The organism is Streptococcus sp. HMSC072C09 (assembly GCF_001813105.1).
Lineage (GTDB): Bacteria > Bacillota > Bacilli > Lactobacillales > Streptococcaceae > Streptococcus.
The window spans coordinates 142,234-155,443 of sequence record NZ_KV811485.1 but is presented as its reverse complement, the minus strand read 5'-3'; the positions used below and the strand labels follow the sequence as shown (position 1 = coordinate 155,443).

Genomic DNA, 13,210 nt, shown 5'->3' with positions numbered 1-13,210 from the left:
TCCTTTAATATAAAACAGGGTTGAGACCAAGATGTCCCAACCTTCCTACTTGTTATTTTCTCACTTTCACCCGCTCACTTCTGCGACTGAAGAACTGATTAAAGAGTAATAAAGCAAGGGCTAAAATACTGGATACAACCAGATAATTGAGCCATACCTTATCCCCTCTCATAATCGGAGGGCGGGCCATCAAGCCATAATTTCCTCCCGTCAATTGATTGACTCCAACCAGGAATAAATCTAAGGCAAAGGTATAGAGAACAATCTGACTATTTTTTAAGAGGTTTCGATCATACCATCTCAAAAGATAAATCAAGGAATTGATGAGGAGACAGTAATGTCCGAGGAGGAAAGAAAAACTCGTAATATGAGGGAAAGTGTAGGGATCAAAGACTGGATAGCCCAAAGCAAAGATGGCTCCACTCACTCCCATCAAGGCAAAGAACTGTTTACTTTTCCAGCGGTCTGGTAAAAACAAGACCGCAAACATGGCCAAACGACAATGATAAAATGGTAAGCTATTGGACCAAGGAATGTGGTAGGCAAAATACCAAAGATACAAGCAAATTAACTGGAAGCCTTGTAAGTATTGAAAGCATTTGCGAAATTGCTCATTCTGATAATAGCGAAGTGACATCATAATCGCTGTCACAACGAACAAGACCATCACACTATACCAAAGTGCTGAGATTGCTGGTGGTGCTGTTGATTCTGTAGTGAAAAAATGATGCATAAAATCTCCTTATTTAAACAGATTTAGGTATTCTTCTTTTCTTACTGTACTGAACGATCGTATTGATGAAAATCAGTGTCCCCGTCATGAGAACTGTCACGATGAAATAGTTGAGCACAAGGCCATGGTCACCGATCACAGGAGGCCGACGCATAAAGCCGTAGTTTCCACCTGTTGCGAGATTCGCAAGCTGAATAATGGCATTGATCCCAAACGTCATCTGACAGATTTTCCAAACAGCCCCTTCTTCCACCTGGTAGGATTGAACCAGATAGATCAAACAGTTGGCCAAGAGAGCCCAGTGACCAAAGACATTGTTGATCGAGGATACGTGAGGAAAAGGGTAGGGATAAAAGACGGGATGAACCAAGGCCATAATGGAGCCAAAGACTCCCACGAGGGCAAAATATTGCTTGAAGCTGCTCTTAGGAGCTAAGAGAATAATCCACATAGCCATCCGGCTATGATAGAAGGGAAGACTCTCTGAAAGAGGCAAGCGAGCAGCTAGATACCAAGAGTTGATGATGAGCAACTGGATCAACTGCCCCCAATACCAAAAGTTTTGGTAGGCTTTAGAGTGAGCAAATCGAATGGACAGAACTCCCACTACCACCAATGAAGTCGGCAATAAGAAATACCAGACTCCTAATTGAGGAGGGGCCGTTGGTTGACTGGTGAAAAATAAGTCCCAAAGTGTCATGATTTCTTTCCCTTATCTGCTCTTTTTATTCTGAACGCGAAACGATACTCTCTTCGACCATCTTGTATTTGTATTTATAGCGTTGATTGACCAAGCAAATACCAGCTACCATCACGATGCTGACCAAGAGGTAGTTAAAGAGAGCACCGTGGTCTCCAATGATTGGTGGACGTCGTAAGAAGCCGTAATCTCCTCTGGTCAAAAGGTTGACCAAAAAGATGACTGCATTCATGCCAAAGGTGATCTTAACAATTCGTAAGCTATCTTGCTTTTCCGACTGATAAAAATCTTGCAGGTAAATCAAACTATTGGCAAACAAGGCCCAGTGACTAAAAATCAGATTGAGCACAGTAATATGGGGGAAGGGGAAGGGGTCAAAGGCTGGATAAACCAAGGCCGCAATGGATCCTAGAACTCCCAACAAGGCAAAATATTGCTTGATATAGGTCCCTCTCGGTGCAAAGAGGATCGCAAGCATAGCCAAGCGACAATGATAAAAAGGCAAATTATCTGTCAAAGGCATGTGGGCTAGAATATACCAAGCATTGATGGTCAGGACTTGAATCAATTGTGCCCAGTACCAAAAGCGTTGGTAGCTTTTTGACTGCGCATATTTGATAGAAAAGTAGCCAACCACCAACAAGGAAACTGGTAGGAAAAAATACCAGAGTCCAAACTCAGGCGGGGCTGATTTTTGGTTCGTAAACAATAAATCCCAAAGTGTCATTTTTATATCCCTTTAATTTATAGATCGTTTTTAATCACAATACAAATCTCGTTTCCCATCATAAACCTCCCAAAGGAAATTCAATTGTTCTTCTGTATTGCGCTTGGTAGAAAGAGCAGGCATTTTCCCTCTCTCAAAAAATGCAAGATCAGAAATTTCCTGATTCTGTTGAAAACTTCCATCCAGCAATTCACATTCAAATACCAATTTCACATATTGGCGGCTTTGCAATTGGTAGCGATTGGTATCAAATACTGCCAACAAGCGATTGACACGTGCTACATAGCCCGTTTCTTCTTGGATTTCCTTTAAAATATTTTCTTTAGGAGAATAGCCAACCTCACCAAAACCACCCGGCAAAGCCCAGGTCTCTTCTCCCTGACCTTTCACTAAACAAAGTTTGTCATCTTTGACAATCCAGGCCCTTACATCAATCAAGGGAGTGTCGTAATGGTCTGTCGGTCGAAACAAATCCGATAATTCTTGTGAATTCAGATCAGTCGTTTCTCTCACAAGATCCTGTAAAATTTCACGAATATCCTGGTAGCGCTCTTGATCAAATGGATCTTTTGAGAACGCTAAGCCTGTATTGGTGATTGAAATCAAGCGCTGAATGTCCTTCAGTACATTATTACTTACCATTCTCCAATTCCTCTACTAATTTTGCCAAATTCATGGAATTGCTTCCCTTGATAAGGATTTGGTCCTGCTCTTTTAAGCTTTCCTTGACTTGTTTGACCATGTCCTCAAACTGATCTTCCTCAGCTGTTTTCTTGAAATAATAGACATGTCCGAGTGGGAACATCTGACTCGCTAACTGAGCCAATCCCGCAATGTCTTGGCCATAGAAAATAACCGTATCCAAAACATCCGGCGAGAGACTAAGAATCATTTGGTTGTGCAGATCAATAGATTGCTCCCCTAGTTCTTTCATATCTGCCAGGACAGCTAATTTTCGACCATTTGGATTAGCAGGAATAGTCGAGAAAGTTTCTAAGATTAGGCGCATAGCCGTTGGATTGGCATTGTAGACATCGGATAGGATATCCGCTCCGTTACTGGCCTTCTTCCATTCTGTCCGGTTGCGCGTTAATTGCAAGGTTTCAAAACTATCACGAATCGCAGCCTCACTCACTCCTTCTTTCAAAGCAACATAAGCTGCGATCATAGCATTGGTCGCATTGTATTTTCCTGTTACCGGAAGATCAATCGCTTCTTCTAAGAAATTCGCTCGGAAGGTTAGGCTGTCCTTTCGTTCGATTAACTCGGTAATAAAAATCTCCTCATCTGGCCCAAAGCGAACCACTTTTTGTTTTTCAGGGAGGTAGGCATTCACGATCGGATCAGCTGGAACCACCAGAAGGCCACCTTCTGGCATGCCATCCGCAATCTGGAGTTTTCCTTTTGCGATCTCACTTCGATCTTTAAAGAATTCCAAATGGGCTTCTCCAATCAAGGTGACAATAGCAGCTTTTGGATGCGCCAGTTCTGACAAGAGATGGATATCTCCTAGATGGTCTTGCCCCATTTCAAGGACGAGTTTGTCCGTCCCTTCTGGCATATGCAAAACCGTATAAGGAAGACCAATTTCGTTATTATAGTTTCCTTGTGTTTTATAGGTCAGGTAGGTGGTGGACAATAGCTGTGCCAACATATCTTTTGTGGTGGTTTTACCATTTGACCCCGTTACTGCAAAAACATCTACTTTTGTCTTTTGAAGATAGGCTGCAGCTAGTGTTTGAAAAGCGCTCAGCACATCTTCCACCAAAATATAAGGGTGGCCTTCGATCACTTTCTCTGAAAAAGTGGCTACGGCTCCATTTTCAAAAGCAGTCTCAATAAAGTCATGACCATCACGCGCTCCCTTTAAAGGAACAAACAGGTCTCCAGGCCCAATCAAACGACTGTCAAATTCCGGCTTGACGAGGGCCACATCTTCAAATTGGCTGATATCATTTTTTGCACGTACTAGATGAGCAACTTCATGTAATGTGAGATTCATATCCGACTCCTCAGTTCTCCGTAACGTCCTCAAAGATTTGGACGCTCCTATCAAATTCTTCTCATTATACCATATTCTAGACCACAAAAAAAGTGGCTGGGACAGAAGTCCTAGCCTCTTGATTATTTTTAGGTTGTCGAGCAAGACGCAGTGGTTGAGTGGGCTCTACTACGCTGATTTCATCAGCTTTTACAGCCCTACTCAACTGTGCAGAGGTGGGACGACGAAATCGAATTCTAACGAATTACCGATTTCTGTCCCACTCTCTCTTTTCTTACAACAAATGCGCTTCGTGTTTTTGGAAGACTTCTTTTCCAAGCTCTACTAACTTGGTAATCAAATCTGTATAGTTGAGTCCCATATTGTCCCAAAGCAAGGGATACATAGACCATTGAGTAAATCCTGGCATGGTATTGAGTTCGTTTAAGAAGATCTCTCCTTTATCGGTATAGAAGAAATCACAACGCGCTAAACCTAGACCACCGATCGCACGAAAGGCTTTTTCTGCGTTGGTCCGCATGGTTTTCACAACCTCAGGGTCCAATTGAGCCGGAATCGCCATGGTAATTTTGTTGTCGATGTATTTGGCATCATAATCATAGAAGGCCACATCTTTCACAACTTCACCTGGCAAGGTACTCTTCACATCATAGTTTCCAAGCAGTCCAACTTCGATCTCACGCGCATTGACTCCTTGCTCTACCAAGACACGGCTATCGTATTTGAAGGCCAATTCGAGAGCAGTCCGAAGCTCTGTTTGGTTTTCAGATTTTGAAATCCCAACACTAGAGCCCATATTGGATGGTTTGGTAAAGACAGGATAAGAGAGAGTCGCTTCAATTGTAGCAATTTTCTCATCCACGTCATCGCCTTCCACTACAGCTACATAAGGAACTTGAGGAATTCCAGCAGACTCCAAGACCCGTTTGGTCGTGATCTTGTCCATCGCAACACTGGAAGCTAGGATGCCACAGCCGACATAAGGCATCTTCAAGACTTCTAAGAAGCCTTGAATGGAACCATCTTCTCCCATTGGTCCATGAAGAACTGGAAAGGCTACTGCTCCTTCCTTGTAAATCGCAGATGGTGCCACTTTTTTAGACCAGTCCACTGTCTCATTGGTCATCAATTTCTCATCATCCGCTGGTTTCTCTTCAAAAGCTTGCGTCTGGATGAAATCTCCTGACTGCGTAATAAAGTAGGTTTGAACCGAAAATGCTTGGTAATCAATTGCGCGCATCACGCTTTCTGCTGAAAGAACAGAAACTTCACGTTCTGCACTACGTCCGCCATACAACAGGATTAAGTCTTGTTTACTCATAGTTTCTCCCTAATTGTTCCCTTGATTTCTTACTTGATAGTATACCACAATGATAGCCCTTTCGAAAGAACTTCTCTTATAATTCTGTCCGATTTTCAATCGCACGAAGCAAGGTCACTTCGTCCGCATACTCGATATCGGCTCCAACTGCTAGTCCCCGTGCCAAACGTGTCACTTTGATCCCTGCTGGCTTGAGCACACGCGAGATATACATCGATGTCGCTTCCCCGTCTGCCGTCGCATTGGTCGCAACAATGACCTCTGTAACTGTTCCATCCATCAAGCGACTAATCAAACTCTTGAGATTGATATCATCGGGTCCCACGCCATTCATAGGCGAGATCAAGCCATGTAAGACATGATAGCGACCGTGGTATTCCTGGATATTCTCCATAGCAGATACATCCCGGCTATCTTCTACAACAAGAATGAGGGATGGATCCCGCGTTTCATCTCGACAAATCTCGCAGGTTTCTTCATCGGTTAAATTGCCACAAATACTGCAATACCCCAGCTCACGCTTGGCATTGAGTAAGTTTTTGGCAAATTCATTGACATCATCATCTGACATACCAATGGTGTAAAAAGCCAGACGAGTCGCTGTTTTGATCCCAATTCCTGGCAACTTCGAATAGCTGTCAATTAATTTTGCAATAGGTGCTGGATAAAGCATAGTTTCCTCTCTAATTCATGGGGTGTTTCTGATTGTATAAATTAATAATGTCGCGCGTAATGGAATGACTGACCGTCGCTTGTAGATTGGTATTATGTGGAAAAACCACTGCTACTGCAATCTTTGGATTGTTTGACGGTGCATAAGCCACCACATTGGTATTAATGGCTTGTTTGCCTCCATCGACTGTGGTTTCGGCCGTACCTGTCTTGGCACTAATGGAGACACTGGCACCTTGACCAACAGTTTTCCCTGTCGTCAACCCACTCGTACCATTCGCAACCTGATAGAACCCTTGCTTGATCAAGGCCATGTCCTCCGCTGAGATATGGACCTGATTGAGCTCCTTGGTTTCGATCGCTTTTTTCAACTGACCAAGGCCCCCTTGATCATTATTGTCATAGATGCCTTCGACGACATGAGGACTCACCCTCTTCCCATCATTTGCAACGGTTGCCGCATACTGGGCCAATTGCATCGGTGTATAGTTGTCAAACTGGCCAAAGGCATTGGTCAAATAATTGCCGACTGTATACTCTTTCGGAATAAAGCCTGTCGATTCATTGGGAAGGTCAATCCCCGTTGACGTTCCAAGACCGTACTCTGCAAAAGTAGAACGCAATTTTTTCATAGCAGGGTCCACCTGATCCACTTGTAAGGTCATATTGGGAGTGTAGGGTTGCCCCATCATCTTAAGAGCAATCTGGACCATGTAGGTATTAGAAGAATATTCCAAAGCTTCTACTGCATTGATGGAGCGACTGCCGTATTGGGTAAACCAAGAATTGATAGGAGCTGATCCTGCAAAAACAATGGGCTGATCGGTCAGTACCTGATTGCCGGAAATGGCACCATTTTCCCATCCTGAAGTCAAGGTTGCTCCTTTAACGACCGATCCTGGGACGAAAACATTGGTGACTGTTCCCAAAGCATCGGTTGATAAATCTTGACTACCAGCCTGGTGTTTGATCCCTGCCATGGCAAGGACTTTCCCTGTATCAGGCTCAAGGGCTACAGCATAGACACCTTCGGAGTAGGTCGCATTTCCAGCTTGCAACTCTGCGCTAAAGGCAGAGCGGAGAATATCTTCCACCCCTTTTTGGAAATCCAAGTCAATCGAGAGCTTGAGGTTTTCTCCCTTAGCTCCTTTTGAAATGTCTACCACTTTATCCATGTTGCCATTTTTATCCAGGAGAATTTCTTTTTCACTGCGTTTTCCTTGAAGGACGTTTTCGTATTCCTTTTCGAGATAAGATGTTCCAACCCGGTCATTGAGGGCATAACCTTTTTTGACATATTCCTCGACTTCTTCTGCTGGAAGTCCTGCCTGCTCAGTCGAAACCGTTCCGATGATAGAAGCTAAAGGAGTATCCAAAACCTTGCGGTCCCAGCTGGTCGTGATCGCAATTCCAGGAAGGTCCTGACTGTCAGCCGCGATGGTCGCAATCTGCTCAGCTCCTAGTGCTTGCGTCGAAATAATCCCCGTCGCAAAATTCTCCACAGCATTCATTTGGCTATAAAGATAGATAATCTTTTTCTCATCATCTGTGTAACCGAGTTTTGAAGGGTCAATGCTGTCCACTGCCGCTTGATAGATTTTAGCTTCTGGTAGACGATTGCCATCAGTATCAAATTTCTTTTTCTCAGGCAGGTGTTCCACGACCTCTTGGTAGACCTTGGTATTGGCTAGATAGTAATCCACTTCTTGCCGTTCGGTTACTTGAGGATTTTCTACGTCGACATACTGCAGGAGTTTCCCAGCTGTCTCTCGCATTTCTTGGGCCGTCATTTTACGATCGCGCGTAAAAGTCAGGACTTGTTTTCCCACATTTTCCACCAAGGGCTTACCAGAAGCATCATAGATTTGCCCTCGCACACTCCCTTGTTTGACCGTCTTTTTGGTAGCTTTTGCCAATTTATCCGTATAGTAGGCTTGGTGAGAGATCTGCATATAGCCAAGTCGGGCAATCAGAACCAAAAAAAGAAGGCAAATCAAACTAAACAGCAGATAGAGTCTGCGTGTTATCGAATGATTCTCAAACTTCCGTATTTTCTTCTTCATGAAATGTTCTATCCTTCTTTTCTAATCAACACTTACCTTCCATTTTACTATTTTTCCAAGAGTATCTCAAGAAAAGGAAGGGACCTTTCCTGGAATTTTATGAAGAAAAAAGATTGGACCTGCTCGCCCAATCTTGAAATTAACACAAACTTTTTTACATGTACAACCTTATGTGAGGTGGTTGAAAAAATATTGATTTTTAATTTTTAAGCTTATTCAAGCATATGTCGAAACTTTCCGCCGTGAGAAAAGTTCCTGAAACACAATTGTTTCAGGAACTCGGGAGTTTTGAAACTTTAGGTTCAAAACTAAGTCATGGAACTTCGTCGAAGTTCGCTGACGTCCGTACTCACCTAAGGAAAGTTTTTAAGACTATTTTGTCTTCAATTTGAGATTGGACATGCTCGCCCAATCTTTTTTTCTAATAAGTCACAACATTGATTTTTCCTTTGTCATACTCAGCAATGAAAATATCCAAAACGTTGTCATAGCCTTCTTTTTCCAATTCAGCTAGCAACCACTCTTCACTTTTCCCAATTGTTTCCAAAATTTCAAGCTGAACCACACCATCCATAATGATTGGGTATTTAGGATTCTCATCCCCCGCACGGACAACGATCAATTGACCATTTTGTTCAATAACAGCGCGCTTCACATCTTTTAATTGAAAAATCCCTTGTCCACGTAGTTTCAAAGCAACATCTGAAGCAGAAAGTCCTTTGGAACGACACGCTTCCGGATCCAGTTTCCCATTTTTAATGATGACAGTTGGTTTTCCATCAATCAAGTGCTTCATAAAACGAACATTGGTATTGAGCCATTTTAAGAGCAAGATCAAAATAGTCCACATTAAGAGAATCACAATGTATTGAAGAATGGTAATGGAGCTATTGTAGATGACCCCACCAATAATGCCCCCAAGAACAAAGTTCTGTATCTGGTCTACTGCAGAATTTGGTGCTAAGTTTCCTTTCCCGGTCACATTGATGACAAATACCAAGGAAATCAAGCCCAAAGCTAATTTAATCAAGATGTTTAAAAAATTTACTATCATTTGTTCACCTCCACAAGTTCCACGTCTGTTTTATACAGATCCATCTTTTCTAATAGGTAGCTATCTGGGTCAGATCCTGCGATAGCTCGGTAATAAACCTCTCCAACCTTCAGGATCGCCCCATCTGTGGCTGCTGAAGTATTGACATAGACGTCTTCTTTTTTGACATCCAACTCCTTTGAGATGACCTCAATAAAATGCAGAGAACGTTGAAATTGGTCATTATTACTTTGGCTATTTTGGAAACTGCTGATGCCGATCAAGACCACTGCAACCAGAGTCAAAATCGAGATAATGGATAATTCACGGAATTTGCTATCGTGCTTATCCCGATAGGCTTTCACCGCAAAAAAACCAGTCAGTAGAATGAGCAAACCAGAGATCCCAATGGTCACCCAATTTTGCTGACTGATCTGACCCAACACATAGTTATAAGAGTAAAATTTCATAAAGAACTCCCTTTCTCCAAATGAATTCAATCTATTATAATAGATTTCACAAGAGCTTTCAAGGCATTGTGATCAGAAAATTATTAAAATTTTGTTATAATAAAACTATCAATTATGTCAAGAAAAGGAAACACAATGAAACTCATTTCATGGAATATCGACTCGCTTAATGCTGCATTGACCAGCGATTCAGCACGTGCTAAACTCTCTCAAGAAGTCCTTCAAACCTTGGTCGCTGAGGATGCAGATATCATTGCCATTCAAGAAACCAAGTTATCCGCCAAAGGACCTACTAAAAAACACCTCGAAATTCTTGAGGAACTCTTTCCGCAATATGAAAACACCTGGCGTTCTTCTCAAGAGCCGGCTCGTAAAGGCTACGCTGGGACTATGTTCCTCTACAAAAAAGAGCTCTCCCCTATTGTGACTTTCCCAGAGATCGGTGCTCCTTCGACCATGGACTTGGAAGGCCGGATCATTACTCTGGAATTTGATGGCTTCTTTGTAACACAAGTCTATACTCCTAATGCCGGTGATGGCCTCAAACGCCTAGCAGAACGCCAAGTATGGGATGTCAAATATGCTGAATATTTGGCTGACTTAGACAAAGAAAAACCTGTCCTTGCTACTGGAGACTACAACGTGGCCCACAAGGAAATCGACCTTGCCAACCCTGCCAGCAACCGTCGTTCACCAGGTTTCACAGACGAAGAACGTGCAGGCTTTACCAACCTTTTAGCAGCAGGCTTTACAGATACCTTCCGCCACCTCCACGGAGATGTACCGGAGCGTTACACTTGGTGGGCACAACGCAGCAAGACTTCAAAAATCAACAATACAGGCTGGAGAATCGACTATTGGTTAACCTCAAACCGCATTGCAGATAAGGTTACTAAATCAGACATGATTGACTCAGGCGCACGCCAAGACCACACACCGATTGTCTTGGAAATTGAATTATAAGGATTTTCTTTATGAACTACAATTCAGTAATTCCCGAGTTTATGGTTTCGAATATAGAACAGTCCCGTTCCTTCTACTGTGATTTGCTCGGTTTCACCATCGAATACGAGCGCCCAGAAGAAAAATTTCTCTTCCTGTCTCTTGAAGATTGCCAGCTCATGCTAGAGGAGGGGACAGTTGAAGAATTAGCTGAACTAACCTACCCATTTGGCCAAGGAATTAACATCTCCTTTGGTATAGAGGATGTCCCTAGACTCTATCAGAAATTGTTAGAAGCCAACTATCCTATTCATCGCCCATTAATTAAAAGAAAATTTCGTGTTGACGACCATTATATCTATCCTCATGAATTTGCAATTCTGGATCCAGATGGCTATTTTTTAAGATTTAGTGAATAAGAAAATAGATCACTAGAGTAGAAAAAGAAACAAAAAAAGAAAGAGACTAATCACATTGATTAGTCTCTTTTAGTTTTTTAAGGATTATTTCCCCGGAGTATTCGGATCTAGGCCCCAAGATTGCTCGAGAACAGGTCTTAAGGATTTAATCATATCTTCTGAACCTTGGATTATGATTGTGTATACTTTATCTCCTTTTTGGAATACCCATACGTATAAAGTACTCCCATCTTTAACTGTTACTTTTATTAAGAAAGCGTCCCCACCGGCAAATATAGCTTTTACACCTTCTATACTAGTTCGATTTTTGTGTTTTCCGAATGAGCTATATAAACGGTTCGCAAGTAACTCTGCGTCAAAGGTTTCGTTGGGGCCAAGTTTAACAGTATCTTTAGTGTTTGAATCCATTATTAACGCATTGTTTTTGTCTGGTGATAAATATTCGAGCGCTTTGCTACTTCGAGTAGTGCGTACGACCCAATCTTTAGGGATATTGATATAACCAAATTTTTCATTTCCGATACGTTGAGTATCTGCAAGGGATATTTCTTTTGCCCCAGAAGAAGACCCAGGAGTTGTTGTTTGAGTTGTTGTCGTTGGTGCATCCGTAGTTTCTTTAGTGACTTCAGTTGTTGGTGCTGCTGTAGTTTCGTTTGTTTTCTTTTCTCTATTTCCGCATGCTGCTAGTATAAATGCAGATAGGAGCGTCATAGAACCTAATAAGATTTTGTTTTTCACAATGCTTAACCTCCTTAAGTGGTTGACTTACAAATATTTTATCATTTTTTAGAGTTTATTTAAATAGGAAACGTTTTCGCTAAAAAGCATAGGGTACAACAAAAGAGAATTTCTTGTTGGCGACCATTATATCTATCCTCATGAATTTGCAGTTTTAGATCCAGATGGCTATTTTTTAAGATTTAGTGAATAGAATGATGATCACCCGTCTATAGTTAAGAGGCTGGGCCAAAAGTCCTAGCCTCTTAACTGTTTTTGGATTGCCGAGCAAGATGCAGTGGTTGATCTATCTTTCATCTAAAAGAACGAGATGGACTAACATTCGATACCTAAAAAACCGGAACCCTCACATGAAGGTTCCGACTTTTTTTATCCTCATTGATGGAACAATGATTGATTTATTTTTTCTTTTCGATGTGATCTTTGAGATCTTCTTGAGCTTTTTTATTGGATTCTGCTTTTTTCTTCAACCATTCTTCTTTGGCCTTGTTAAAGTCTTTTGTGGTGACAACATCTTTCGACATTTCAAGGTATTTGTAGAAGGTTCCTGTTCCTTTAGTACCTACCCATGAAGCAGCACGGCTGTATGGCACGGTCCGTTGAAGCATTGGAGCACCACCATTTGAGACAGTTGGAAGCGTAATCGAGCTATCTGTCAACCAAGCTTGCGCTGCTGCATATTTTTCATAGCGTTTTCCTTGATCCAACAATTCAGCATCGGCGTCTTTCAACATGTTAGCGTATTGATCCAAACCAACTGTTGCAATGGCTGGATTGTTTGAACCTGCATCAATACCAAGATAGTAGAAGACAGAACCATTTACTGGGCTGATACTTTCAAGATAAGTCGATGGGTCTTGGTAGTCAGGAGCCCAACCACCGCCTGAGATATCGTAATCTCTCGCAGCCGCTGTATCGCTGAAGTAGGTGATATTTTGGAAATCATCATCCGATACCTTTTGAAGGTCCACAACGACATTGTCTGCACCAAGCGCTGACTCTACAGATTGTTTGAAGGAGCTAGCTTGTTGGACCATGCTGTTGTCCACTTGGCTAACAATGTAGTCCAAATGAATTGGGAATTGAACGCCTTGTTTTTGCAATTCAGCTTTGGCTTTCGCAAAGGAAGCTTTGGCTTTTTCTGGGCTGTAAAGGCTCGTTTGACCATCGTCCAGGCTCACACCCTTCCATTGGTCTCCGTAGGTAACCAATTGTTTTTCAACGACTTTACCAAAGTCTTCTCCATTGACTTGGACATAAGTTGGTGGCACCAAGGTACTACGAAGGGTATTTTCAGCCGCATCAGCCCCTGAAACTTGTGCCGCATAAGATTTGCGGTCAAAACCAAAGTTCACCGCTTGACGGAAGTCCTTGTTCAAGATTGCTTTCT

14 protein-coding genes and 1 pseudogene are annotated in these 13,210 nt (G+C 42.3%); 3 read left to right on the top strand and 12 right to left on the bottom strand.

Annotated elements, in window-relative coordinates; all coding sequences use genetic code 11:
• Window positions 1-52 precede the first annotated feature (52 nt).
• The 10 genes from HMPREF2893_RS00855 to HMPREF2893_RS00810 all read right to left on the bottom strand — a co-directional run bounded on the left by HMPREF2893_RS00855 (window position 53) and on the right by HMPREF2893_RS00810 (window position 9,721).
• On the bottom strand, window positions 53-733 hold the full coding sequence (locus HMPREF2893_RS00855) for a YwaF family protein (RefSeq protein WP_003006294.1): 681 nt from the start codon (window positions 731-733) through the stop codon (window positions 53-55).
• Window positions 734-746: 13 nt separating this feature from the next.
• On the bottom strand, window positions 747-1,433 hold the full coding sequence (locus HMPREF2893_RS00850; protein WP_003006292.1) for a YwaF family protein: 687 nt from the start codon (window positions 1,431-1,433) through the stop codon (window positions 747-749).
• A gap of 25 nt (window positions 1,434-1,458) precedes the next feature.
• Window positions 1,459-2,160, bottom strand: coding sequence for a YwaF family protein (locus tag HMPREF2893_RS00845; RefSeq protein WP_003006289.1), 702 nt, complete (start codon window positions 2,158-2,160; stop codon window positions 1,459-1,461).
• Between the two features lie 30 nt (window positions 2,161-2,190).
• Window positions 2,191-2,802 carry an NUDIX hydrolase gene (locus HMPREF2893_RS00840; RefSeq protein WP_049490997.1) on the bottom strand — a complete coding sequence of 204 codons (612 nt, stop codon included), beginning with the start codon at window positions 2,800-2,802 and terminating at the stop codon, window positions 2,191-2,193.
• Window positions 2,792-4,162: a UDP-N-acetylmuramoyl-tripeptide--D-alanyl-D-alanine ligase gene (gene murF / locus HMPREF2893_RS00835; protein ID WP_049490998.1), complete on the bottom strand. Its 1,371-nt coding sequence runs from the start codon at window positions 4,160-4,162 to the stop codon at window positions 2,792-2,794. Before murF ends, HMPREF2893_RS00840 begins: the two co-directional genes overlap by 11 nt.
• 274 nt (window positions 4,163-4,436) lie before the next feature.
• Window positions 4,437-5,483: a D-alanine--D-alanine ligase gene (locus HMPREF2893_RS00830; protein WP_049490999.1), complete on the bottom strand. Its 1,047-nt coding sequence runs from the start codon at window positions 5,481-5,483 to the stop codon at window positions 4,437-4,439.
• Between the two features lie 76 nt (window positions 5,484-5,559).
• Window positions 5,560-6,156 carry a recombination mediator RecR gene (gene recR / locus HMPREF2893_RS00825; RefSeq protein ID WP_003002450.1) on the bottom strand — a complete coding sequence of 199 codons (597 nt, stop codon included), beginning with the start codon at window positions 6,154-6,156 and terminating at the stop codon, window positions 5,560-5,562.
• A gap of 10 nt (window positions 6,157-6,166) precedes the next feature.
• Window positions 6,167-8,218: a penicillin-binding protein PBP2B gene (gene pbp2b / locus HMPREF2893_RS00820; RefSeq protein WP_049491000.1), complete on the bottom strand. Its 2,052-nt coding sequence runs from the start codon at window positions 8,216-8,218 to the stop codon at window positions 6,167-6,169.
• Window positions 8,219-8,639: 421 nt separating this feature from the next.
• On the bottom strand, window positions 8,640-9,272 hold the full coding sequence (locus HMPREF2893_RS00815) for a DUF421 domain-containing protein (RefSeq protein ID WP_003006271.1): 633 nt from the start codon (window positions 9,270-9,272) through the stop codon (window positions 8,640-8,642).
• The gene (locus HMPREF2893_RS00810) at window positions 9,269-9,721 is read right to left on the bottom strand and encodes a DUF3290 family protein (RefSeq protein WP_003006267.1); all 453 of its coding nucleotides are present in this window, start codon (window positions 9,719-9,721) and stop codon (window positions 9,269-9,271) included. The genes HMPREF2893_RS00815 and HMPREF2893_RS00810 overlap by 4 nt, the downstream gene beginning before the upstream one ends.
• A gap of 135 nt (window positions 9,722-9,856) precedes the next feature.
• On the opposite strand from HMPREF2893_RS00810, the gene HMPREF2893_RS00805 reads away from it, so the two are divergent.
• Window positions 9,857-10,684, top strand: coding sequence for an exodeoxyribonuclease III (locus tag HMPREF2893_RS00805; protein ID WP_045759219.1), 828 nt, complete (start codon window positions 9,857-9,859; stop codon window positions 10,682-10,684).
• Between the two features lie 11 nt (window positions 10,685-10,695).
• The gene (locus tag HMPREF2893_RS00800) at window positions 10,696-11,082 is read left to right on the top strand and encodes a bleomycin resistance protein (RefSeq protein ID WP_070673817.1); all 387 of its coding nucleotides are present in this window, start codon (window positions 10,696-10,698) and stop codon (window positions 11,080-11,082) included.
• Window positions 11,083-11,166: 84 nt separating this feature from the next.
• On the opposite strand, the gene HMPREF2893_RS00795 is transcribed toward HMPREF2893_RS00800, so the two are convergent.
• A complete protein-coding gene (locus HMPREF2893_RS00795; protein ID WP_049491623.1) occupies window positions 11,167-11,820 on the bottom strand; it encodes a hypothetical protein in 654 nt (217 codons plus the stop codon).
• Between the two features lie 100 nt (window positions 11,821-11,920).
• Here HMPREF2893_RS00795 and HMPREF2893_RS10465 point away from each other — a divergent pair.
• Window positions 11,921-12,013, top strand: a pseudogene (locus HMPREF2893_RS10465) (VOC family protein); the annotation flags it as partial.
• 205 nt (window positions 12,014-12,218) lie between these two features.
• On the opposite strand, the gene HMPREF2893_RS00790 reads toward HMPREF2893_RS10465, so the two are convergent.
• Window positions 12,219-13,210, bottom strand: a 992-nt coding sequence (locus HMPREF2893_RS00790; RefSeq protein WP_261674163.1) for an ABC transporter substrate-binding protein, incomplete at its 5' end; no start/stop codon positions are given.